The 25058-nt window shown below is 40.0% G+C and carries 23 protein-coding genes; 12 read left to right on the top strand and 11 right to left on the bottom strand.

Annotated elements, in window-relative coordinates:
* Positions 1-50: 50 nt before the first annotated feature.
* Positions 51-644, bottom strand: a complete 594-nt coding sequence (locus tag FNH22_RS14810; RefSeq protein ID WP_143399190.1) for a Crp/Fnr family transcriptional regulator — start codon at positions 642-644, stop codon at positions 51-53.
* A 236-nt stretch (positions 645-880) separates the two neighbouring features.
* Between FNH22_RS14810 and FNH22_RS14805 the strand changes: the two genes are divergently transcribed.
* Genes FNH22_RS14805 through FNH22_RS14800 form a run of 3 tightly spaced genes read left to right on the top strand, consistent with a single transcriptional unit; the run spans position 881 to position 2096 of the window.
* Positions 881-1534 (top strand): pentapeptide repeat-containing protein, encoded by a 654-nt coding sequence (locus FNH22_RS14805; protein WP_143399189.1) that lies wholly within the window; start codon positions 881-883, stop codon positions 1532-1534.
* A 32-nt stretch (positions 1535-1566) separates the two neighbouring features.
* Positions 1567-1731: a hypothetical protein gene (locus FNH22_RS32055; RefSeq protein ID WP_185154238.1), complete on the top strand. Its 165-nt coding sequence runs from the start codon at positions 1567-1569 to the stop codon at positions 1729-1731.
* Entirely contained in the window at positions 1728-2096 is a 369-nt protein-coding gene (locus FNH22_RS14800; RefSeq protein ID WP_143399188.1) for a hypothetical protein, read from the top strand. The genes FNH22_RS32055 and FNH22_RS14800 overlap by 4 nt, the downstream gene beginning before the upstream one ends.
* Before the next feature lie 358 nt (positions 2097-2454).
* On the opposite strand, the gene FNH22_RS14795 is transcribed toward FNH22_RS14800, so the two are convergent.
* Entirely contained in the window at positions 2455-2688 is a 234-nt protein-coding gene (locus tag FNH22_RS14795; protein WP_143399187.1) for a type II toxin-antitoxin system HicA family toxin, read from the bottom strand.
* A complete protein-coding gene (locus FNH22_RS14790; RefSeq protein WP_143399186.1) occupies positions 2685-2909 on the bottom strand; it encodes a type II toxin-antitoxin system HicB family antitoxin in 225 nt (74 codons plus the stop codon). Before FNH22_RS14790 ends, FNH22_RS14795 begins: the two co-directional genes overlap by 4 nt.
* A gap of 366 nt (positions 2910-3275) precedes the next feature.
* Here FNH22_RS14790 and FNH22_RS14785 point away from each other — a divergent pair, with 366 nt between their 5' ends.
* The 6 genes from FNH22_RS14785 (at position 3276) to FNH22_RS14760 (ending at position 10205) form a co-directional block, all read left to right on the top strand.
* Complete coding sequence (locus FNH22_RS14785) at positions 3276-3884, top strand: hypothetical protein (RefSeq protein WP_143399185.1); 609 nt, start codon at positions 3276-3278, stop codon at positions 3882-3884.
* Positions 3881-5026 carry a serine hydrolase gene (locus FNH22_RS14780; protein WP_143399184.1) on the top strand — a complete coding sequence of 382 codons (1146 nt, stop codon included), beginning with the start codon at positions 3881-3883 and terminating at the stop codon, positions 5024-5026. The genes FNH22_RS14785 and FNH22_RS14780 overlap by 4 nt, the downstream gene beginning before the upstream one ends.
* A gap of 115 nt (positions 5027-5141) precedes the next feature.
* Positions 5142-6098, top strand: a complete 957-nt coding sequence (locus FNH22_RS14775) for a GlxA family transcriptional regulator (RefSeq protein ID WP_143399183.1) — start codon at positions 5142-5144, stop codon at positions 6096-6098.
* A gap of 64 nt (positions 6099-6162) precedes the next feature.
* On the top strand, positions 6163-7275 hold the full coding sequence (locus FNH22_RS14770; RefSeq protein WP_143399182.1) for a DJ-1/PfpI family protein: 1113 nt from the start codon (positions 6163-6165) through the stop codon (positions 7273-7275).
* A 597-nt stretch (positions 7276-7872) separates the two neighbouring features.
* The gene (locus FNH22_RS14765; protein ID WP_143399181.1) at positions 7873-9309 is read left to right on the top strand and encodes an MBOAT family protein; all 1437 of its coding nucleotides are present in this window, start codon (positions 7873-7875) and stop codon (positions 9307-9309) included.
* Between the two features lie 2 nt (positions 9310-9311).
* On the top strand, positions 9312-10205 hold the full coding sequence (locus FNH22_RS14760) for a hypothetical protein (RefSeq protein ID WP_143399180.1): 894 nt from the start codon (positions 9312-9314) through the stop codon (positions 10203-10205).
* A 270-nt stretch (positions 10206-10475) separates the two neighbouring features.
* Here the strand turns inward: FNH22_RS14760 and FNH22_RS14755 are convergent, their stop codons facing one another.
* A complete protein-coding gene (locus FNH22_RS14755; RefSeq protein WP_143399179.1) occupies positions 10476-11159 on the bottom strand; it encodes a hypothetical protein in 684 nt (227 codons plus the stop codon).
* Positions 11160-11210: 51 nt separating this feature from the next.
* Positions 11211-12173, bottom strand: coding sequence for an AraC family transcriptional regulator (locus tag FNH22_RS14750; RefSeq protein ID WP_143399178.1), 963 nt, complete (start codon positions 12171-12173; stop codon positions 11211-11213).
* A gap of 539 nt (positions 12174-12712) precedes the next feature.
* Here FNH22_RS14750 and FNH22_RS14745 point away from each other — a divergent pair.
* Positions 12713-14500: a BspA family leucine-rich repeat surface protein gene (locus FNH22_RS14745; protein WP_143399177.1), complete on the top strand. Its 1788-nt coding sequence runs from the start codon at positions 12713-12715 to the stop codon at positions 14498-14500.
* 163 nt (positions 14501-14663) lie between these two features.
* On the opposite strand, the gene thrC is transcribed toward FNH22_RS14745, so the two are convergent.
* From thrC to FNH22_RS14715, 6 genes are all read right to left on the bottom strand, one after another.
* Positions 14664-15947, bottom strand: a complete 1284-nt coding sequence (gene thrC, locus FNH22_RS14740; RefSeq protein ID WP_143399176.1) for a threonine synthase — start codon at positions 15945-15947, stop codon at positions 14664-14666.
* A gap of 49 nt (positions 15948-15996) precedes the next feature.
* The gene (locus FNH22_RS14735) at positions 15997-16926 is read right to left on the bottom strand and encodes a homoserine kinase (protein ID WP_143399175.1); all 930 of its coding nucleotides are present in this window, start codon (positions 16924-16926) and stop codon (positions 15997-15999) included.
* Positions 16919-19360 (bottom strand): bifunctional aspartate kinase/homoserine dehydrogenase I, encoded by a 2442-nt coding sequence (gene thrA / locus FNH22_RS14730; RefSeq protein WP_143399174.1) that lies wholly within the window; start codon positions 19358-19360, stop codon positions 16919-16921. Before thrA ends, FNH22_RS14735 begins: the two co-directional genes overlap by 8 nt.
* Positions 19361-19793: 433 nt before the next feature.
* Complete coding sequence (locus FNH22_RS14725; RefSeq protein ID WP_143399173.1) at positions 19794-22190, bottom strand: ribonucleoside-diphosphate reductase subunit alpha; 2397 nt, start codon at positions 22188-22190, stop codon at positions 19794-19796.
* 44 nt (positions 22191-22234) lie between these two features.
* On the bottom strand, positions 22235-23221 hold the full coding sequence (locus FNH22_RS14720; RefSeq protein WP_143399172.1) for a ribonucleotide-diphosphate reductase subunit beta: 987 nt from the start codon (positions 23219-23221) through the stop codon (positions 22235-22237).
* A 385-nt stretch (positions 23222-23606) separates the two neighbouring features.
* Positions 23607-24110, bottom strand: coding sequence for a hypothetical protein (locus FNH22_RS14715; protein ID WP_143399171.1), 504 nt, complete (start codon positions 24108-24110; stop codon positions 23607-23609).
* Between the two features lie 217 nt (positions 24111-24327).
* On the opposite strand from FNH22_RS14715, the gene rplU reads away from it, so the two are divergent.
* Together rplU and rpmA are read left to right on the top strand one after the other, a co-directional pair.
* Entirely contained in the window at positions 24328-24639 is a 312-nt protein-coding gene (rplU, locus tag FNH22_RS14710; protein ID WP_143399170.1) for a 50S ribosomal protein L21, read from the top strand.
* 9 nt (positions 24640-24648) lie between these two features.
* Positions 24649-24906, top strand: a complete 258-nt coding sequence (rpmA, locus tag FNH22_RS14705) for a 50S ribosomal protein L27 (RefSeq protein ID WP_143399169.1) — start codon at positions 24649-24651, stop codon at positions 24904-24906.
* The last annotated feature ends 152 nt before the right edge of the window (positions 24907-25058 follow it).

The following is a 25058-nucleotide window of genomic DNA, read 5'->3' as shown; positions in this document are numbered from 1 at the left end:
ATTGGCAGTACAAACTAAAACCTATGCGGAAACAAAAAACTTAAGCTACCTTAAGAACGACCTGACGTCAACGCATTTTTTCTCATAGCGCTTAAAAATTCCGGAGTTATACCCAAATATGAGGCAATCATATATTGTGGTACACGCTGTTCGATATCCCTGTATTTTGATCGAAATTCCATATACCGGTTTTCTGCTGTTTTACTCATGGTATTCATCGTTCGATCCTGTAGAGCCACATAGGCTTTTTCAAATTTGAGCCTGAAGAAACGTTCTATAGGAGGTGCCTGATCGTATAGTTTGTTCAAGGTGTCCCGCTGAATTTGCAGGACAGTGGTGTTTTCAATCGCTTGAATGAACTGTTGCGCCGGAGTCCGGGTGAGATAGCTGTACAGATCGTTTACCCACCAGCCTTCTATGCCAAACTGAACAATATGTTCCTTCGCTTCGTCATCTATGAAATAGCTTCTGAGGCATCCTTCGGCAATAAAACGCATATGTGAAGATACCTCACCTTTGAACAGCAGCATTTCTTTCTTTTTCAACGTAACCGCTTTAAAAGATTCCCTGACCTTATTATGCTCCTGATCGGTGAGTTGAACACGTTCTTCGAAATGAAGTATAAGTTTATCATGTATATTCATATCATTGTCATTGATGCTAGTCTATTTATCCGCTTCTCAACCCTGCTGTTTAAAGTTAGAGATTCACTTGAAAACCTTAAGGCAGTCGAGAAATAACGCGGGTTTGGCTTACCCTGATTACTTTCCTATCTTAGAGAACGATGGAAGCGTTGATGAAAAATGAGTTACAGAGATAAAAATCTGGCGTATCAAATGCCTGTTGAAATGCGCTGACCAATGTCCATACACATAAAAGAATGAAAATAATCGGTAGAATTCTGACCTTGATCGGCATTGCTTTGCTGTTTGGATGTAGTAACCCTGCCTCTAATGATCAGCCAAATTCTGATCAACAGACCGCAGTTCCTGGTAAAGAGGGATCCGAAACGAAAAAGAGCTTTAATGAAACCGTGAAGGTGTTAAAAGAACTGGGAGTTATTAGTAAAAGTGAACACCCTGAAAAGCCTGATACCATGCCACAATACGACGATGAAAACCCAACGGGCATCAGTATCTTTCGGACAGGGCTGGAAAATAAAGATATGAGTAACCTTGATATGCAGCGGACTTTTTTCCTCCGCTCTGAGATTAAAGATTGTAGTTTTAAGTATACATACCTCAGTGGATCCAATCTTTGCTGGAATGATTTTATTAAAGTGGATTTTTCAGGAGCTGATCTTTCCAATGCCGACTTACGTGCCTCAATTTACGACAGTGTTTATTTCACAGGCACTAATCTGGCCGGGGCAGACCTGAGGAGGTCTTCTTTTGAAGAGTGCGATTTCACCCTGGCCAATATGTCAGGAACAAAATTAACCCATGATATCGCTGAGGGGCTTAACCTATCTGCTGAACAAATAAGACAAATTGATTGGCAAAAAAATGATGGTGAAGAACCATTGGGGGGGTAAGTGGCTGTTTCCAGTCACAACTTAGTTCTTATATGGAATCATTTGCACTACAATCGGGAGAATTACCAAGGCAATTAAAGGAAAAGTACGGAAGGGAATTGACCATCAATGAGTGTATAGCTAACACTGCCTATGGAATTGGGTTTTTAAACCAACGGCTGAACCTGTCAACGCATTTAGTAAGTGGTTTGACGTGAGTAATAATGTAATTCAGCCACACCTTGATCAATTGACTAAAGGGTTAATCTTTCGATTTATAGGAGGCAGAAAGATCAATGCACTAGCCATCAGCATGGATGAAATTATTTCCATAACGATTAACAAAAAAGCCGATAAGGTAAGCCCAATAGCATTCACCCCATTTTGGTTTTTCACTAAACTTGTTGCAAGTCCAAGGACAGTAAGATGGCTTACATGGGGATCAACAACAGAGTTTGAATTTGGTGCATTAACGGTCAGTCTTCGGCTTAAGGAAGGTGAGATAAGCCTTGAATGGTACGGGAAACAGTATTTAGAAATACAATGTTTTTTTACAAACCAATTATTGACGTCTAAGATTTAGTGTGATTGTATGAGGAAGAAAGCATCGGTTAACGTTGTTTTGGATCTGTTTAATATGGTAAGGGCTAAGTAATGGGATGTCGTTCTGCTTCCACAATCACACCTAATCAGATTCTTGGGTTTACTAACACGTTGTGACTGTTCGGGTGTAGACCAATATGTTGTGCATGCATTAAATTATAACAGGATATCTATCAATTTTCAATGAGATCCTCATGGTGGCCATCAAAGGATTACCTTCAAAGTTAGCATGTTACTGCAGATAGAGTGAATGCTTTTAGCAGTAATAGGAAGTAATAGGATGGCATTATCGGGATAGCAGCGTTATAAATCAATGTAATATTTTCTAGATCTATGTATTAAACCTGTTTCAATAATTCTATGAACTCTTCAGGAGTAATATTGATTTGTCTTAGTATCTCTCTGATCAACGAGCGACCAAGATCTTTTCCTTTATGGTGAGGTAAAGTTGTATATCTACCATCAGAGTGACGATAAAAGACATGACTCCCTTTTTGACGTTTTATTTCAAAACCTAATAGCAAAAGTATCTTTTCGAAAGTTTTTGCTTCTATTAAAGGAAGTTTACTCATACTCCCACTAATACCTGTTGGAAGCCTATGAATTCCGGTAGGTTATCAAGTTCTTCCTTTGTGCATTCTTCTAAACATAGCTCTGCCACTTCTCGAAGGTTAACATATAGCTCATCTAATGTTGATGCTTGGGTATGTGCGCCAGGCAAGTTGGGAATAAAACCTAGATAATCTCCAGTCTCCTTATCCCGCTCTATTCTAGCCGTAAATTGATGTTTCATAATAATTCTCTCCTTTTGTAAAGATAACGATTTAACTATTTCTTTAGATTCATTCCATTAGATGATATTTTAACACTATTTCTTTTGGACCACCTTCATCACTTAACTGTGTGAAAGGAGAGAATAATTCACCTGAATGGGCAGTTGGTTAAACATGGCATTCCTAGGTTCGAGCATCCACTTTTATATAGTAAAAGGTACGTCTTTTAATTCCTTTTCAGCTTTGGTTTTTTGTAATAATATATAGTAAACCAAATACTTTGCCTGTCTTACTATGAGCTGAGCTAAGTAATTAATAGAAGGTACTGCTCTGGGTATAACCTGCAGCAATAGCAACCTTGTCTCAGCGCTCTTGTCCATAAGCACATGAAAGCCGTCTTGCTCATCTTTTTTAGCCTCGTCGTATCTGCACTATACGGGCAGGGTATTGAAACAAAAAAACGCATCGACTTTATTCAGGGAGGGGTGTTCATTCATTCTGTTAGTCTGCCTTTTAAAGCAAGTAATCAGTTGGTTGGGCTAAACAGGTTGCCTGGGCTCCGGATCGGGGCAGGTATAAATATTTGGAAACAACGGAAAAGGCTATGCACTAAATACCTGGTCTCTTTTTCAGCCTATCATCAAAAAGAGCTTCATTATGGGTATGAATTAAGCAATTCATTGTTAGCTCAGTATCGATTATTTTCAAAAATCTATTTAGAAGGAGGACTAGGGTTAGGTTATTTACACACGTTTGAAGATGCTGCATTGTATAAAACTGAAAATGGGCAGTATCAGCAACACAGAGATTGGGGAAGGGCACAATGCACCGTAAATGTATTCATGGGGTTTTTGGTACCGGTTTCTGATCGTTTGGGCCTGTTTACGAATTACAACTCCGTTCTTCAACAGCCTTTTGCCAGGAAGGCGGGTGTTCTTTTTATATCTCACACCCGAATAGCTTTAGGGGCCAGGGTAAATCTTCATAGACTATGAAAAATAACATCCTTATCCCGATGAGCATAATCTGCCTGGCCATAGCCTGTAAAAAAGAACCGGAAGCGTTAACCAATGTCAATACCTGTGAGCCCGTAGGGGTAATGGTTACCAACCATTCACAACAGATGGAACTACAAAATTTGCTGGACCAATATGTTGCCCATGGAATACCCGGCGTTACTGCGGTGGTCCATTCCACTGCAGATGGCTTTTTCTTTGGCACTTCAGGAGTGGCGGACCTGGCTTCCTATACCCCTCTTTCCTCTTGCCATACCTTTAGAGTGGCGAGTTTGACTAAGACGTTTATGGCAACCGCTTTCATGCAATTGGCCGAATCAGGAAAGATCAACCTGGAAGCTCAGATTTCTACTGTATTGAGTGCAGGAATACTGGATGGGTTGGAGAAAGCCAATGAAACCACTATTTCAGAGTTGCTTAACCACACCAGTGGAATACCTAACTATGATGACAACGGCCGTTTTGTAGCAAGTGTGCTCAATGAGCCAGGCAAAACACTGACGGTGGAAGATCGGCTTGATTTCGCAAAAAAACTGGAAGGTACTCCTGACCGGGTAATAGAAAAATATGGACAAGCTTATTCAAATACCAATTATGTGCTGTTAGAGTTGATCCTGGAAAAAGTGATCGGAGTTCCATATGAAAGCTATTTAAAGGAAAATATTATTCAGCCACTGGGATTAACCAGTACCACTTTTAGTACGATCAAGGCATTTCCAGATGGGTTGTGCTCAGGGTATTGCGATCTATACGACAACGGTAAGTTAAGAGAAGTCAATCTTTTTGATGCGCGTCGCTGGTCCGGAGAAGCAAGTGCCATTGCTAACGGAATGGATATTTATACTTTTTTTAATGCGTTAATGTCAGGCCACTTAACTTCTTCCTTTATGGTTGACAGTATGATCCACAACCGTTACGGAGTACTTCATGAGACCTTTGAAGGGGTTAAGGGCATTGGCCACGATGGAGAAGCCATCGGGTATTCAAGTGAAATGTGGCATTTTCCTGAAAAAGAGCTGATGATTGTACTTATGGCTACTAAAGGCCGGATAGACAGTGATCAATCCTCTATTCAGGATTTTGAAAAGCTATTTGTCGACATTTTAAAGCTTCATTTATAAATGTATTTTAGCTTTATCTCATTAGTCTCTTGTCAGTCAGCCGCTTTACTCCGGCATTTGAAAAATGTAATACAGTTATATTTATGGGAATAATAAGCGCATAAACCCATCAAAAATGCCAACCACTAAAGTAATATTCTATACGCCTCCTGAAGTCCACCTGCTGGACATATGCGGCCCGGCCCATATCTTCTATGAAGCCAGGGAATACGGTGCCGACCTCACTTTACATTACATCGCTACAGACCATCATACCAATCTTAACAGCAGTGGAGGGTTAGCCTTTACCGGTCTAACCCCCTATCAGGATCTGGCGCTGTCCAAAGACGACATTCTTTTTATTCCCGGGCTTCAGTGGGAGTTGCTTTCCAGGAATGATTTTCAGGACGGACTTCAGCCGTTTTTTCAATGGATGATCACTCAGCATGCTAAAGGAGTAACGATATGTTCGGTATGTACGGGAGCGTTTTTAGTGGCAGGGTCCGGTTTGCTGGACGAAGCACAGTGTACTACGCACTGGAGGTACGTAGATCGGTTTCGGGCAAAGTTTCCCAGGGTGCAACTGCTGGATAACCGCCTTTTTGTTGAGGACAAAGGAATATACACCAGTGCAGGAGTTTCTTCAGGCATTGACCTGGCCTTGTACTTGTTGGAGCTGCGGTATGGTAGTCGCTTTGCTTCAGATATTGCACGTGAAGTGGTGGTGTACTTACGACGGGGAGAAGATGACCCGCAACTGAGCGTATTTCTTAAATATCGCAACCACCAGGAGAGCCGGGTCCATGAAGTACAAAACTGGTTGTCGCAGCACCTGGCAAATGTGCCTAAAATAGATGAGCTGGCGGATAAAGTGTGCACCAGTCCCAGGAACCTAACACGACTATTTAAAAAAGTAACCGGGATCACCGTGGGTGAGTACATTGAGAACCTGAGAATAGAAACGGCCATACACTTATTGAGTGAAGGAAATAAAGTAGAGGCGGTGGCCCGTGAGACAGGGCTGAAAAGCGCCAACCGTCTTCGGGAGATATTGAAAAGACATACCGGTAAGCTTCCCCGGGCCTTTCAATAATGTCCTTATCCTGCGGTACATTGTCCTCGTGGGTGAGATACATTTCACCTAACTTCACCAGAAAATGAAAACGAATATTATTCTGTTATTGCTTTTAGGATACAACTTCCTATTTTCCCAGCCAAGGATCGAAACTTCAACCACTGCTCATTTTTACTGCCCTCCTTGCAATTTAGAATGTGACGATAAAATATTCAATGCAGCCGGAACTTGTGATGTTTGTGGCATGAAGCTTACCGAAATGACCCCTGATCAACGGGTAAAACAAATGAAAGAACAAATGACGATCGCTTTTTACCTTCAGGACAGGGTGGAAATACTGGACTTTGCCGGTCCACTGGAAGTATTGTCCTATTCCGGGTTTGAGATATTTACCGTATCAAAAACCAAAGATCCTATACGTTCGCAAGGAATATTGACGGTAATACCGGACTACAGTATTGAAGATGCTCCTCATGCCGAAATACTTGCGTTTTTTGGAGGAAACTCGGGAGCAGCTTCCGGTGATCCCGAAGTAATTAAATGGATCAGGTCTCGTACGGAGGTAGACTATCACTTTTCAGTATGTACAGGTGCTTTTGTACTGGCAGAATCCGGCCAACTCACTGGTAAAACGGCAACTACCTTTCACAGCGCATTGAGCAGGTTAAGGGATGACTATCCGGAAATCAACGTTCGAGACAATGTACGCTTTGTGGATAATGGTAAGGTGATCACCACTGCTGGTATTTCAGCAGGAATTGATGGAGCGTTGCACCTGGTAGCCAAATTAAAAGGACTGGCAGTAGCAAGATTAGTAGCCTATAATATGGAATACGACAAATGGAAGCCCGGCGAAGGCCTTATCCTGTCGGAAGATAATCCCTACGATATCCCAATCCTGAGCCGGGAAACATTGACCATGTACGAAGGTACTTACGAAGTGGAAGGTGGTAAAAAAGCCATAGTAGTAGCCGGTGAAGAAGGGAACACGCTTTATGCCATAATAGAAAACAGGGTTTCCCCATTATTCTACATTTCGAAAGATCACTATTTAAATGAACGAGGGGATGAGTTAGTATTTCTATGGGAAGGCAATAAGGTGGCTGCTTACACACGGGATGATGAAAAGAGGTTTAAAAAATTGAACGATCAGATTAAAAATGCCCGGAACCGGATCATAAACATTGGTTTTTAGCCTGCGCTATATTCAGGCTGTACTCCTCTTATTAAAGTCGTCTGGCTCCAGTCAGACGACTTTTTTAATGGCCTTGGATTAACCTCAAACCGTGAAATTTATCGGCTTCCGGTATTATCTGGTAAATGACTCTCAGCAAAATCACCTAAATCAAATTATGTTTTTCTGCTCTTTATATGGGAACAGGTTGCATTTAACTTTGTATTGTTGATTTGAGAGGAACCTCTACTTTATACGTGTCCGTTGTTTTGGAAAAGGGGCAATGATGAATTACAATTTCATTGTTGAAGATTATAAATTGAGATTTGATGAATTAGAAAAGAATTAAGACTTTATGCAACTTCGTGGAATATGCTCATATTATGGAATATCCCTATGGTGTCAAGAATGGATAGAACTGACTTTACTAGCTTGATTAAGAGAGTTTAACATTAAAACCTACTTGATAGCCCTATAAAGAGACATACAGTTTGAAATGAAAAATATTAGTCCCATGCCAGAAAGTTTGAAATACGGGTAATTATAAAGGACTGAATTACACACCTTGTTAAAATGTCACTACATAACTTATAAAATGTAAAAATCAACACAGGCAATATGCTCTTTAATTCGATTGATTTTATGATATTCCTACCAATTGTGTTTTTACTCCATTGGTTTGTGGTGTATAAAGACTTAACATTTCAGAACCTTTTAATTGTTACTTCAAGTTATGTGTTTTATGGTTGGTGGGATTGGAGATTTTTATCTTTGATATTATTTAGCACTATAGTTGACTATTCAGTAGGCCTTAAACTTGCAAAAGAGGAAAGCCAGGCCAACCGAAAAATACTCCTTTGGATAAGTATTTTGATCAACCTCGGATTTTTGGGGGTTTTTAAATATTACAACTTTTTCCTTGACAATTTTATCACTGCATTTTCATTCTTTGGACGAGATATAAAGGCAAATTCCCTGGATATTATATTGCCTGTTGGAATAAGCTTCTATACTTTTCAGACCTTGAGCTACACCATTGATATTTATAAACGAAAACTGCAACCCACTAAAAATTTCATTGAGTTCTTAGCATTCGTGAGTTTCTTCCCTCAATTGGTTGCAGGACCGATTGAAAGAGCAACTAATCTACTTCCTCAATTCAGCAAAAAAAGATTGTTTGATCCTTTAAAAGCTGCTGACGGTTTGAGGCAGATTTTGTGGGGACTATTCAAAAAAGTTGTAATCGCGGATAATTGTGCAGAATTTGCTAATAAAATCTTCAATAATTCAGAGGATATGAATGGTAGTACCTTAGTTTTAGGTGCATTATTTTTTACATTTCAGATTTATGGTGACTTCTCCGGATACTCTGATATAGCGATTGGCACTTCAAGATTGTTTGGTTTTAACTTAACACGGAATTTCGCTTTTCCCTACTTTTCAAGAGATATTGCTGAGTTTTGGAGGCGCTGGCATATTTCACTTTCAACATGGTTCAGGGATTATCTTTACATTCCATTGGGAGGTAGTCATGGAGGAACTTGGATTAAAATCAGGAATACATTTATCATTTTTGTTGTCAGCGGGTTTTGGCATGGTGCGAATTGGACTTACATTGTGTGGGGAGGACTAAATGCTGTTTACTTTTTACCATTGTTATTGACCAATAGTAACAGGAATAATTTAGATATTGCTGCACAAGGAAAGGAGATTCCTACCTTAAAAGATACTTTTTCAATACTTTTAACCTTTAGCCTGACCGTTTTTGCCTGGATATTTTTTAGAGCAGAAAGTATCGGGCATGCCTGGAACTATATTTTGAAAATCTTTTCAAGTTCTCTTTTTACCATTCCTGAAATTATTCCTAAAACAACCATTTTATTGGTGACGCTTTTTTTAATCATTGAATGGTTAGGTAGAGAAGGAGAATATGCCATTGCTCATTTGGGTTTGAAGTGGAAAAGACCGCTCAGATACGCTATGTACTACGCATTTATCTTTGCGATTTTTTGGTTTGGAGGTAAAGAACAGCAGTTTATTTATTTTCAATTTTGACTATGAAGGAATTTGGTTTAAAATTTATCATTTTTAATGTTGGTATAGTTTTATTTATATCAATAGTTAGCCTTGTTTATAAGCATAATATTAATAGCCTCACTATTGATGATTCGGTTAATACCCTGGTTCTGGGTGATTCTCACACACAGGCTGGTATAAATGATAGCCTTATTAATCATACCTTAAATATATCCCAGTCATCTGAACATTTCCTCTATTCATATAACGTGCTGAGACTTCTATTAAAAAACAATCCACAAATAGAAAAAATAATTCTGGGAGTATCTTTTCACTCTTTAAGCAAATCGTATGATAAATACCTTCATTCGGAAGATAAGACAGAGTTTATGTTTCTGAGATACTTTTCAATTCTTGAAATTGAATCGATCATTGATATCAACAGAATTCCAATAAAACAAGGATTTGATATTTTTAAAGGCATGGTTGAATCTGTATTTAGTAGTTCAACCATCTACGGATATTCATTTGTTGGATATTTTTATAATAGTAAAAAAAGCAGTTTAAACGATAGTACCGTTAATGCGGCTATACAAAGACACTATTATGCCGAATCCGGAGGCGAACAAGATTTTTCAACTTACCAAATTAAATACTTAAAAAAGATAGCCGAATTATGTCAGAAAAGAAATATTAAACTGTTTATTTTAAACACACCTGTGCATGACAGATATTATAGAAAAATTCCTCAAAAATTCATTTCGAATTATTATTCGACGATTCAACAATTCGAAGAACAAATAGATTTCATTGATCTGCATTCAATGAAATTCGAAAAAGAATGTTACGGCGACGGAGATCACTTAAATGCGATAGGGGCCAAAGAGTTTTCGAATGTATTGAATGAAAAAATCAATGACAAGGTACAATTGTAGATTGATGTCTAATTTACCTCTAAACTATCGGCTATGAGGGTATTATCTGAAAACAGTGTCGCATTGATGCGAGTGTAGCTTCAATAACCATTGGAATAGTAAGGCTCCACTTTCAAATTTCAACAGGGCGAAAAACATGCTTAACAGTCGTTTGAATTAAATCAAACGACTGTTTTTATATGGAGGCCATAGGGCCAATTATTGAGGTCAGTGTGAAGCCTTTTTTTTATTTGTGTAGTTTTTAGGCAGAGCCTATATAATTTCAAGTCATCATTTTTTCCTTTTCAATTGTCTGATAGAGACAACATGATAAAAAACAGCATAAGGTAGTAGCATAGCTGGAAGGAGGATATAGGGTAACTCAAAAAATTTACAAAATGCGATGTCAGGGGTATGCGTGCTGAAGTAGAAAGCGGTGATGAATGTTACCACAGTAACGGTAAGTATACAAAGAGATAGAATATTCCAGAAAAACACACCTCTATCGGATAGCCGGTTTTTGTGATGCAAAAAAGCAATAACAGGGGCAGATATACCTGCCAAAATATCAAAATTGGTTCCTTCAAAAGTAACAGCTTTCGGAAAAACACCTTCCATAAAAGCACCATAGATCAATAGCTCCACTATCACACGGAAAGATTGAATGTATACCGGAAATGATTTCGGAGTGGAATGAATCATTTTTTTCATTTGAGCACGGGATGTGGAAAAAAAGATAATCACAAAGGCCGGTATCACTACCAGTAATGGCATTCGTGGTGGTAGGCCAAAATCGTTCAATACTCCCGTGGTAGAAAGAGCAACAATGTACACGGACCATATCGATATTCCTGTCAGGAAGTTTCTTATACTCCGTTGTCGTTCTTGTCCAGTAGCCTTTGAAACCTTTGAAAACATCAGGACCACACTACCGGTCATAAGCGCGGAGAGTAAGTAGAATCCAATCTTTACCATATCTTTTGGATGAAATTTCAGGTAAAGTTAAAAGATGAATATACGATGTAACTATCCAATATTGCTAATTCTGGTTTTACGGAATGCGCCTGGGGAGTTGCCCTTATTTTTGCTGAAAAATTTTATAAAAGAATTAACTTCTGTGAAACCTACGGCTATGGCAACCTCAGCAATTGAAGCGGTGCTGTTTTCTAACATATTGATAGCCTTTTGTAACCTCACCCATTGCCAATATTGAGCAGGAGTGCAGCCAAAAGCTTCTTTGAATGTCCGGAGGTAGTGGAATTTAGAAAGACAACTCACGGCGCTGAGCATATCAATGGTAATAGGACGGGAATAGTTGTCATGGATGTATTCAATGGATAGTAGAAGCCTTTTAAGCAGCTCTTCACGTGTTGTTTTTCGTAAGGAAGAAATTTGATTCAGACCATCAAGGTGTTTTTGTGTAAGTAGTTTTAAATGTACAAGTAGCTCGGCCAATAATGTTTCTTCTACCAGGTCAGCGTATTCACCTGGTTGTTGATACGTATGATACAGGCTTAGGATACTGGTTCTGATAGAAGGGACTTGAAAATAAGTTCTAACCGTTGTATGATATTCAATATTCCTGACGTATTTCCCATTATCAAGGTGTGTTTGGTGAGATTGAATACACGATCCGGACACATCAAGGTAAAGCTGTTCTCCGAAATGAATATTAAACGTGGTAGTCTTTTCTCCCTCAGGTATGATCAGATCATAATACTGACCGGGGTTGGTAATGCCAAAAGTATCCTGTCCTATGGTAATCTTATTTCCGCCTGCCTTTACCAGGCTGGTCCCGTTTAAGTTGTAAAATAAACTGAAGGGCCCTTTGATCCCATTACGTTCTATAGCATCTGCCCGGGTATTTAATATGACGTTAGGCCACCCCTGACGGGGCAATGGTCGGTTATGCACATCGTGTTGATGGCTGAAGTTATTTTCAGCCGTAGGTCTTAACCATTCGATATCCGGAAACTGTGTAAGACGCATATTCCTTTAAATTACGATCTTCTATAGATATAGTTTATCCGGGTTCGGGTGTTTCTGAGCGTATCATTTCAATAACAGGCTTTAAACGCGATGTATGTATTTGTTGGGTTGACCTATTTACTTGTTTTACATGGCATAGAAGTATAAGTGCATGACCACTAAAGTCAAAAAAACATGTGTTTTTTTACAAAACCTTACATGGAGTTATGGCTCTGAACGACAATTAGTTAACTGCATAGTCAAGAAATTGTCTGTTGACATGTCTACCATTTGCCTACCACAGGTACTATGATAACTCCATAAATTCTCTTAAAATTGGCAGAATTGCGATAGTTAAAGTTGCCTGTAACTATGCAAAAGATTGATTTATGGATTTCAATGTTCATCCTGTTGTTTCCTTATAGTAGAGAGAAGGTACATGTATTTTTTGTTTAACTCCCTGACTAGCAATGTCATTTCGTCATGTAGAGATCTCTGACACCCAAAAGTTCAATAAGTAAATAGATTATTTTTTAAACCATAGTTAAGCTTCATTAGAAATGAAACAGATCATTTATCCTATTTTATTCTGTCTTTTAGGCCCCGGACTTTTTGCTCAACAGGGCACTCCGTTCATTACTACCTGGAAAACAGATCATCCAGGTAAGACTTTGAACAATCAGATCAGAATACCGACTGAGGGAATGGGGTATAATTATTCAGTAAGTTGGGTCAATATACATGATGCTTCCCTGACGGGAAAGGTTGGTCCTTTTAGGGGGGATGCAGTGCTCACCTTTCCTGTTGCCGGTACTTACCGGGTAAGTATTCAGGGTAATTTTCCACGCCTCTACTTTAACAATGAAAATGACAAGGAAAAACTCCTGAGCGTGGATCAATGGGGGACCAATCCCTGGCAATCTATGGAAGCTGCGTTTTCAGGCTGTACAAACCTTACAATACTGGCTTCTGATGCTCCGGACCTCTCAAATGTAAGCAGTATGAATGCTATGTTTCGTTGGGCCACGGCACTTAACCAGTACATTGGACATTGGGATGTGAGTACTGTAACGGACATGGGTTCTTTGTTCGATGATGCCTCTGCCTTTAATCAGGATATCAGTTCATGGAACGTCAGTAACGTCACCGACATGAGCTATATGTTTCGCAGGGCAACTTCATTTAACCAGGCCATCGGAAATTGGGATGTGAGCAGGGTAACGGATATGAGCTTTTTATTTGATGATGCCACTACCTTTGATCAGGATATCAGTGCATGGGATGTTGGTAACGTCACCGATATGAGTTATATGTTTTGGGTAGCTTCCTCTTTCAATCAGAGCATTGGGAACTGGGATGTAGGTAAGGTTACCAATATGACCGGTATGTTCATAAATGCAACCGCATTCAATCAGCCTATTGGGGATTGGGAGGTAAGTAACGTAACGGATATGAGTAATATGTTCAGTTTAGCTTCTGCTTTCGATCAGCCCATTGGGAGTTGGGAGGTAAGTAATGTAACAGATATGCTTGGCATGTTCTTTAAGGCCTCTTCTTTTAACCAGGACATAGGAAATTGGGATGTAAGCAACGTCACGGATATGTGGGGAATGTTTTTTGAAGCTTCTGCTTTTGACCAGGACATCAGCTCGTGGGAGGTAAGCAATGTAACGAGTATGGGTGATATGTTTCATTCGGCTTTTTCGTTCAACCAGAATATAGAGAACTGGGATGTGTCGCGTGTTACCAATATGAGCTTTATGTTCGCAGAGGCCACATCATTTGATCAGGACATCGGTTCCTGGGATATCGATGAGGTTTCGGAGATGAAGGAGATGCTATCCTCATCAGGCCTTTCTGTAGATAACTATGAAGCTACATTGACAGGGTGGGCCGCGTTACCTTCTTTAAATGACAAGATGGAACTGGGGGCTCATGGTCTTCAATATTGCCATGGTGAAACCGGCAGGAACCGCTTGGTCAACACGAACGGTTGGAGAATAGTAGGAGATGAAAAAAACTGTAATCCATCATTAGCGCGTATTGAAGAAGCATCGAAGAACGCCAAAACCTTAACACTATCAGAAGAGGATATCCATCCATTTATAGCGGTTTACCCTAATCCCGCCACAGGTAAGTTCACTATAAAATTTAGAGAGGCTTTGTCCAAACAGATGGATTGGTCTCTAATGGATAAAACAGGCAAGGAAGTATTAAAAGGGGGCTTAGAGAAAGGGACTAAAAGCAACGTCATCATAACCAAAGCGTTGATTCCGGGAATGTATTTCTATCAATTGAGAGCAAGTGGAGAGGTCGTCGATGCTAAAAAGATGATCTTCATAAAATAAGTGAATGTTGGCAACAGAGCACAAAGTAAACGGGGTCTTGGGTTGGTTGCAATTGTTACTTTGTGCTCTTTAAGAAGAACCGATGGGGTGCCACAAATTTTTGGTGCCCTTTCTTCGGGTCATCTATCTCAGCTGATAGATCAAACACCAATGATCAGCAGAACTAATGTTGCCCTAGTAGACAGGCTCTAAGCGCCCCATAAGAATTACTTATAAGCGTACTCTTTTTTTCCTTTTCCAGGTAAACGCTTAGCCGCTCGGGTATTTCTATTTCTCCAATTACTTCGGTGACTGTATCAATGAATTTAGCCGGATGAGCGGTTTCCAGGAAGACACCAGTACCATTGTTATTTTTGAGGTACTCTGTCAATCCGAGGTAACCTACGGCTCCATGCGGATCCAATACATAATTGTATTGTTCATAGACCTCTTTCATGGCTGTTTTGGTTTCATGATCATTATAGCTGAAACCTGTAATGTTATCCGTCAGCTTCTCCCAGGACTGTCCATAGAGTTCTGTCATCCTTCCGAAGTTACTTGGGTTACCAACATCCATAGCATTGGAAATGGTTTGTTTGGAAGGTTTTGATTCGAAAGAACCTGTCTTGATGTATTTAGGTACGATATCGTTGATATTTGATGAAGCCACAAAACCATGAATGTTGAGTCCCATTGATTTGGCCAGTAGTCCCGCGGTCAGGTTCCCGTAGTTCCCGCTAGGTACGGAAAATGTCACTTTTTCGTGGTCTTTCATCTGTGCCATGGCCCAGAAGTAGTAAAACGATTGTGGCAACAGGCGGGCTATATTAATGGAATTGGCGGAAGTAAGTTTGATGGCTTTGTTCAATTCTTTATCGAGGAAGGCATGTTTGACCATGCTTTGGCAATCATCGAATGTGCCTTCGACTTCCAGTGCCGTAATGTTTTGCCCCAACGTAGTCAATTGCTGTTCCTGTAAGTGACTTACCTTACCTTTTGGATACAGTATGATGACATCCACATTTTCTACTCCGAGAAAGCCATTTGCTACTGCACTGCCGGTATCCCCTGAAGTAGCTACAAGTACGGTCACCTTTTCATCTGAAAAATGACTCAGACACCGGGCTAAAAAACGAGCGCCGACATCTTTAAAAGCACAGGTAGGGCCGTGAAAAAGTTCGAGACTAAAGATGTTGTCATGAACGTTTACCACAGGTAGCGCAAAAGCCAGTGTTTCTTCTACAATGGTTTGTAATACCCCACTGGGTATCTCACCATCTACAAAGGGTAGCGCCACCGTATGGGCAATTTCCGGTAAACTTAGATTCGCCAGGTTATTCAAGAACGCTTGATCAAGCGCAGGAATGGATTCCGGCATAAAAAGACCGTTATCCGCTGGTAGACCTTTGATGACTGCTTCACGAAAAGAAGTCATTTCAACTGCTCTATGAGTACTATAAAATTTCATTTTTAATGAGTTGTTTTTTTTAGTTTTGACAGGAACCTGGCATGTGTGCTTAGCCTTTTATAATCTGGGCGCCCTCCGTATTGATTTTTGAAATATGGACCTGTTGCTCAATGGCAAGGTCGTCATAAATCTGTTGAAAGTCGTTGCCAATTTGACTAGCCTGTTCCATAGTATTACAAAGTGCGAATACAGAAGGGCCGGAACCTGAAATACTACACCCAAGTGCTTCACCCGCTTTGGCGGCTATTTTGAGTTGGTCAAACGCCGGAATTAACATGGATCGTACAGGTTCTACGATAAGGTCTTGTAATGACCTGCTGATCAATGAGTGATCTGATGAGGCAAGCCCGGAAACCAATCCGGCAAGGTTTCCCCATTGTGCAATAGCCGTTTCCAGCGGTACATCTTTTCTTAATATTTTTTTGGAGTCAGATGTTTTTACTTCGATCTGGGGGTGTACTACTACCACAATAAGGTCATCCGGATAGGCAAGACTGATTACATCCAGCGGGTCATAACTTCTTACCAGTGTAAAACCCCCTAAAAGGGAAGGAGCTACATTATCAGCATGTGCTTTTCCAGAGGAGGCAGCCTCACCAGCCATGGCAAATTTAACAAGTTCTTGTTTCGAAAAAGGCCTGCCTAGTAACTCATTAACGGCAAAGACAGCGCCTGCAGAACTGGAGGCGCTGGAACCTAGCCCACTGCCAGGGAGTACTTTTTTATAGATGGTCATATCCACCCCCTGTGATGAATTCAGGTCATCTAACAGCGCTTGTATTGCAACACCGGCTACATTCACCTTTGGATCAGTAGGCAAGTCCGATTCAGGTATGGCTATTTTTATACCTTGTTCAGAAGTAAGTGACATGGCTATTTCGTCACCAATTCCTTCTAATGCCAGCCCCAATACATCAAATCCAGGGCCCACATTGGCCACTGTAGCAGGGGCAAATATCCTGATTGATCTACTACTCATGAGCGATACGCATTATGTCACCAAAAATCCCCATCGCTGTAACAGCAGCTCCGGCACCGGCACCTTTGATGACCAATGGCTGGTCTTCATAGCGTTTCGTGGTAAACAATACAATATTGTCTTTGCCTTCCAGGTTATAGAAAGGGTGGTCGGGGCTAATGAACTTCACGCCGGTTTCTGCCTTACCCTGGTTAAATGTGGCGACATACTTGATCTGTTTGTTCTCAGTACGTGCCTTTTCCAACATCTTCCGGAATACTTCTTCCTGGCCGGCCAGCTCAGTGAAAAAATCATCTATACTTGGAGCATCCATACATACCTCAGGAATAAATTGCTCACTTTTTATATTATGCAGTTCCATTTCATGTCCACTTTCGCGGATCAGGATCAGGATCTTTCTCATAACATCCACACCACTTAAGTCTATTCTTGGATCGGGCTCTGTGTACCCTTCTACCTGGGCTTGTTTAACGATGTCAACAAATTTGACATTATCATTGAAATTGTTGAATATGAAATTGAGGCTACCGGAAAGTACAGCTTCTATCTTTAGTACTTCATCACCACTTTTGATAAGATCATTCAAGGTGTTGATGACAGGCAGGCCGGCACCCACATTAGTTTCGAACAGGAACTTTGCCCCATAACGTCGGGCTGTTTGTTTTAGTGAACGATATCTTTCAATGTTTTGTGTACAGGCTATTTTGTTTGGAGTAACTACCGAAATACTTTCTCCTAGTACTTGTTCATAGACATTGGCAATTTCTTCATGAGCAGTATTGTCTACAAAAATGCTGTTACGCATATTCAACTCAGCCATGGTTTTCACAAATTCATCGGTTGACATTTTGGTGCCCTCGCTGTCCAGATCATCTTTCCAACGGTCCAGGTCTATGCCGGTAGGTTCAAAGTAGGCTTTCTTACTATTGGCAAGCGCTACGACTCGCAAATTCACGCGGTGATGTTCTGACAGGTAAGCTTTTTGTTGGTTCAATTGATCGATCAACGTACCACCGACATTTCCTACTCCTATCATGAACAGGTTAAGGGTTTTTTGCTCAGAGAGAAAGAAGCTTTCATGGAGGCTGTTAAGCGCTTTTTTAGTTTCATTTGCGTTAACCACCACGGAGATGTTCTTTTCGGAAGAGCCTTGTGCAATGGCTTTGATATTGACCCCATTTTGACCTAATACACTAAACATACGTCCACTTACGCCTACTTGCTCTTTCATTTTTGAACCCACCAGAGCAATGATAGACAGGTCTTTTTCAATTTCCAGTGGATTGATCTTATGTGTGCTTAGTTCGTATTCAAACTCCTGTTCTATAGACTTTCCGGCCACTTCGCTGTTGCCCGCGTCGATAGCTATGCAAATAGAGTGTTCGGAAGATGCCTGTGTAATCAGAATTACACTGACCTTTGCAGATGATAGCGCACGGAATAAGCGATGTGAGAAATTAGGAATACCCACCATTCCACTACCTGCAAAGTTGAACAGAGCTACATTATGAACACAGGAAAGCCCTTTGATCAACGGACCATTTTCGTGGATGCGACTTGAGATAACAGTGCCTTTATCTTCTTTTTGGAATGTGTTTTTGATGTAAATCGGAATATTAGCTTCCAGTACCGGCTGTATGGTTGGGGGATAGATCACTTTTGCTCCAAAATGTGACAACTCCATGGCCTCTTCGTAGGAAATGTGTTCTATGGCATATGCCGCACGTACCCAACGCGGGTCGGCAGTCATCATACCACTTACATCCGTCCAGACCTCTAGCTTTTCACTTTTTAAACTGGCTGCCAGTATTGCTGCTGTATAATCAGAGCCCCCCCTTCCCAAGGTAGTTGTTTCTCCATTTTTATCGGAGGCTATAAAGCCAGGACATATCCATAAGCCTGTGCTTCCCCGGAAGTAGGCGGCTATTTCTTTGCGTGTATCAGAGAAATCTACATTGGCACGCCCGTGATTACTGTCTGTTTTAATGAAGGTTTCAGGTGACGCCAATTCAGTTTTTATACCCTGATCAGCAAAATAATCACTAATAATGGTGGCAGATAACCGTTCTCCAAAACTAAGCACCTTATCTTTTGTCTTTGCGCTTAGCTCATGGATCAGGAATACACCGCGGCAGATATCTTCCAGTTCATTTAATATGATCTTTATTTTACTGAGTGTTTTGCCCTGATTTTTGACTGATATTAGCTCCTTGATAGTTTCCAGATGCTTCTGATCAATCTGGCTGAATAGTTTGAGATATTCTTCGTCTCCGTTGGAAGCCAGTGTGCTACATTCTACCAGCTTATTGGTAATACCTCCCAGTGCAGAAACTACTACGATGAGTGGCGTGTCTTTTTCCTGGATAATGTCTTTTACTAAAGCAATATTTTTAGCGGAGGCTACTGAAGTCCCTCCAAATTTAATGACCAACATAATTAAGATCTTGGTGGTGAATAATACGTGTTATGAGAACAACTGAGTCGGCTTATGCCTTTGGCGATATGTAGTAATTAACCCCGTAAAGGGGTGATAATAGTAGTTGTAATAATAGTAGTGCAAGCAGATCGGCTGATCATCTGATGTGAGATAGGATATTTTGCTATATTCTTCACTTGCAGAACATTATTTCTTTTGATAAGGCGAAGCTAAACGATAATATTAAAATGTCAAAGAGTAACGTTTTTTAATTTAATTATATCCGGATATGGTGAGGTCTTTTGGTGAGATTGAAAGGATAAGGTTCTGGTCATTAGATAGGCAGACGGCTGCTAAAATTTTTTGTGAAAAGGTTGATATATAAACAGTATACAATAAAAAAGTCCCGAACAATATCCGGGACTTTCACAATTATTTTATTCACTTAGTATCAGCTTCCACAAGCTTCACATTCATCAGGGTTATCCAATGAACAAACCATATCAGCTTGCTTTTGGGCCAATGCAGCTTCTTCTCTTTCTGCTATAGTGCCTTTGACTTTTGGCTGTTCCTGTGCTGCTGTTTTTTCCACAGTAAACTGAATAGCACTGGTAGCTGCTTTTGATCTCAGGTAGTACATGCCCGTTTTCAGGCCCTTTTTCCATGCATAAAAATGCATAGACGTTAGTTTACCGAAGTTCGGATCTTGTATGTGAATGTTCATACTCTGACTTTGGCAAATGTATGCGCCACGGTCAGCAGCCATGTCAATGATGGCTTTCTGTGAGATCTCCCAAACAGTTTTATAGATGTCTTTAATGTGCTGAGGTATTTCAGGGATGTTTTGAATAGAACCATTGGCTTCTATCAATCGGTTTTTCATGGATTCATCCCACATTCCCAGTGCTATGAGATCTTTCATCAAGTGTTTATTTACTACAATAAACTCACCGGATAATGTTCTTCTCGTATAAATGTTAGAAGTATAAGGCTCAAAACACTCGTTATTGCCTAATATCTGTGAAGTAGAAGCTGTAGGCATTGGTGCTAATAAAAGGGAGTTACGTACACCATTTTTCTTCACTTCTTTTTTCAGGCTGTCCCAGTCCCATCGACCGGAGTCAGGAGTAACACCCCACATGTCAAATTGAAAGATACCTTTAGAAACAGGAGAGCCTTTAAAGGTCTCATAAGAGCCATCTTTTTTGGCCAGTTCCATAGAAGCACTCATTGCTGCAAAATAGATGGTTTCATGGATATCTTTATTTAAGCCATGTGCCTCATCTGATTCAAACGGCATTTTAAGGCTTATAAAAGTATCGGCAAGGCCTTGTACCCCTATTCCAATAGGACGATGACGCATGTTAGAGTTACGTGCCTCTTCCACCGGGTAGTAATTGATATCAATAACCTTATTAAGGTTTTTAGTGATGACCTTAGTAATTTCAAAAAGTTTTTGATGGTCAAATTTACCGTCTTCAGTAACAAATTTGGGTAATGCAATAGACGCCAGGTTACATACGGCTACTTCATCAGGTGCCGTATATTCCAGGATTTCTGTACAAAGGTTACTGGATTTGATGGTGCCCAGGTTTTTCTGATTTGATTTCTTATTAGCGGCATCTTTATACAACATATAAGGAGTACCTGTTTCTATTTGTGCTTCTAATACCTCAAACCATAGATCTTGTGCTTTTACCTGCTTTCTGTAACGTCCTTCCTTCTCGTATTTTAAATAGAGTCTTTCAAAATCCTCTCCATAGCTATCGGCTAACCCGGGCGCTTCGTTAGGGCAAAATAACGACCAAGTGTCATTGTTCTCCACCCTTTTCATGAACAGGTCAGAGATCCAAAGTGCGTAGAATAAATCCCGGGCACGAAGTTCTTCTTTACCATGGTTCTTTTTAAGGTCCAGGAATTCGAAGATATCCGCATGCCATGGCTCCAGGTATATGGCGAAACTACCTTTACGCTTACCACCTCCCTGGTCTACGTAGCGTGCTGTCATATCGAAATTCCTTAACATAGGAACAATCCCGTTAGATACTCCTCCGGTCCCTTTTATATAGGATCCGGTAGCGCGTACATTATGGATACTTAATCCTATTCCACCGGCAGATTGTGAGATTTTGGCACATTGCTTCAGTGTATCATAGATCCCATCGATACTGTCATCTTTCATTGTAAGCAGAAAGCAAGACGAAAGTTGAGGTTTAGGCGTACCTGCGTTAAAAAGGGTAGGAGTAGCGTGCGTAAACCACTTTTCAGAAAGTAAGTTATACGTTTCGATAACTGCATCCATGTCTTCCATATGTATACCCACAGCCACCCGCATGAGCATATGTTGAGGACGTTCAACGATCATACCGTCTATCTTCATCAGGTATGATTTTTCTAATGTTTTAAAGCCAAAGTAGTCATAACCGAAATCGCGATCATAAATGATCGAAGAGTCCAGGAGCGCCGCGCTTTTCTTTATAACCCCATATGCTTCTTTTGAAATAAGCGGTGCGTTTTCCCCGGTTTTTGGATCTACATAAGTGTAAAGTCTTTTCATAGTATTGGAAAAAGACTTACTGGTTACTTTATGCAGGTTGGATATAGCTACCCTGGCAGCCAATTTGGCAAAATCCGGGTGTTTAACGGTCATGGAAGCAGCCGTTTCAGCTGCAAGGTTATCCAGTTCTACCGTTGTTACGCCATCATAAATCCCATTAATTACTTTTTTGGCTATGTCTACTGGCTCGATGTAATTCCGGTCCAACCCATAACATAGCTTTTCAATGCGGGCTGTTACTTTATCAAATTTAACAGACTCCCGTCTTCCGTCTCTTTTAACTACTAGCATTACTTATATGGTGGTTTTGGGGTTATGAAAAAAAGTCTAAAAAATTAAAAATCTTCGTCCAGTGAAAATCGAGGTGTATCATCATTTCCTTTCATCACTCCGGCTTTCTGATAGTCACCTACCCTCTTTTCGAAGAAATTTGTTTTACCCTGTAAAGAGATCATCTCCATGAAATCAAAGGGATTAGCGGTATTGTAAATTTTCTTACCCACTAGCTCATTTAGTAAACGATCTGCCACAAACTCAATGTACTGACACATTAATTCAGCATTCATTCCGATCAAACTTACCGGGAGAGCATCTGTAACGAAATCTTTCTCAATTTCCACTGCATCTTTAATAATATCGATAACAGTATCTTCAGGAAGTTTATTCACTACATGATTCTCGTATAGTAAACACGCAAAATCACAATGTAATCCTTCATCCCTTGAGATCAATTCATTCGAAAAGGTGAGTCCGGGCATTAGCCCTCTTTTCTTTAACCAGAAAATAGAACAAAAACTACCGGAAAAAAATATACCTTCCACAGCAGCGAAGGCGATCAACCTTTCCTGAAATGAACCATGATCAATCCAACGCAATGCCCAGTCCGCTTTTCTCTTAACGCACTCCATGGTTTCAATAGCATTGAATAACTTATCTTTTTCTACAGGGTCTTTAACGTACGTATCGATTAATAAAGAATAAGTTTCGGAATGGATGTTCTCTATGGCTATTTGAAAACCATAAAAGAACTTGGCCTCAGTATATTGTACTTCAGCTACAAAATGCTCTGCTAAATTTTCATTCACGATGCCATCGCTGGCAGCAAAAAAAGCAAGAACGTGAGTAATGAAGTGCCTTTCACCATCATTTAAGGCTGACCAATCCCTCAGGTCCTGGCTTAAATCAATCTCTTCGGCAGTCCAGAAGCTGGCTTCAGCTTTTTTATAAAACTCCCATATGTCGTTATGCTGAATAGGAAATAATACAAACCGTTTGTTATTTTCTTGTAAGATCAATTCTGTTTCGGTGGCTGTTTCACTCATCTTCTCTTCTTTTTAAAATTTACTCACTAATACCACAGCACTTAACCTTTATAAAAAGTACAAGGCTGTAAAAAGTTTAAAAATTGCTCTAGAATATTACGGATGTACTAAGAGCGGCTATGTAACCTTTCATTGAGGCCTATAGGTCACACAAAGATTGCTAATACATGATAAAAATCAAAGTCATATATGATCGGACTCAGTAGTAGATGGAATCGTATTTAAATAATTGATTTTCAGTTATTTAAATATTATTTCACAATGATTACTTATGCCGTTATTACGTGTTTTGAGGGGTGAAAAAAAATCAAAAAGTTTTCCACAAAAGCAAGCGCTATTCACAGCATATGTGTTGATAAAAAAGGAAGAAATTCTTACATCTGCTTTACCTTTTCAATAGTCTGTTTTTTAACTCTTCCGGTATGAAATCAATTTGCGGCCTGCCATCTTGTAAAAACCAATCCGTAGGTCCGTAATAAGAATTGCCCGATAAAGGATCTTTAAATTTCAAATACCGCTTACTCCTCACCCAATTAGACAGGGCGGCAGATACGGAACTTCGTACTTTGCCTTTATCCAGGCCGGGTTCTTTATCTAAAATGAAAACTACCACTTCCGTTGCAATGATTAATTTTCCTTTCAAAGACTCAAAATGCGCGATTTTTTTAGTCCAGGACCATTCAGAAGCATATTTATCACCCGGCAGAGGGGTGGGAGATATTTGCGAATTTTCTTCGAATATAGGCATACTCGTCAGGCTTCTTATATGATTATCTATTTCACGGATCTCCTGTTTAAAATCCTCTATTTTGGCTTCTAATGTTTGTTTTTTTTCTGTAAGCGCTTTGAGGTAAAGATCAGCGTATTTTTCCGGAAGATTGATTTTCATAAGATCGGATAAAGTGGCTTAAAACGATGTTAGCGCTTTTTTTTTCAAAAACCAAGCAAGTCAAGCGTATTAACCAAGCGAATCAAGCAAGATATTGAAACTGCTTGATAATGCCTGGCCTTTAAGCGCTCTCACGTGTGATTAAAATTACCTTTTGGAAATCCATGCAAAAAACCTAAATTTGCACTCCATTTTGATAAAAATAATTTAATCATCAATGTACGCAATAGTTGACATATCCGGTAAGCAGTTCAAAGTAACGCAAGACCAGTTCGTATACGCTCCGAAGATGGACGGCGAAGAAGGCGCTTCCGTAGAGTTCGACAAAGTACTCTTATTAGATAATGAGGGGAAAGTTGAAGTAGGTGCACCATTGGTAAAAGGTGCTAAAGTTTCAGGGAAGATCCTTGGGCATGTAAAAGGTGACAAAGTAGTCGTTTTCAAGAAAAAACGAAGAAAAGGCTACAAGGTGAAAAACGGGCATCGCCAGGAATTCACAAAGGTTTTAATTGAAGGTATTTCTAAATAAGTAGATAAAATGGCACACAAAAAAGGAGCTGGTAGTTCAAGGAACGGAAGAGAATCAGAAAGTAAACGTTTGGGTGTAAAAATATATGGTGGTCAAAAAGCGATCGCTGGTAATATTATTGTCAGACAAAGAGGAACTAAACACCATCCTGGTAATAATGTGGGAATGGGTAAGGACCACACTTTATTTGCGCTTACTGACGGGACCGTAATATTTAAAAAGGGACGAAATAATCGGTCTTTCGTTTCTGTGGAGACCACAGCGTAAAAGATCTGAAGATAGTATTGAAAAGAAGGAGGCCGTCTCAAAAGTGATTGAGGCGGTCTTTTTACTTTTACAAGGATTGAGTTTTTGATTTAACGATTAGCAAGCTTCTTTTTCAAAAAGGCAAGAGTTGTCCTAAGCCTATGCCGCCTTTT

This window comes from Fulvivirga sp. M361 (assembly GCF_007097395.1).
GTDB lineage: Bacteria > Bacteroidota > Bacteroidia > Cytophagales > Cyclobacteriaceae > Fulvivirga.
Note: the sequence above shows the minus strand (reverse complement) of the source record. Positions and strands in the feature narration are given on the sequence as shown.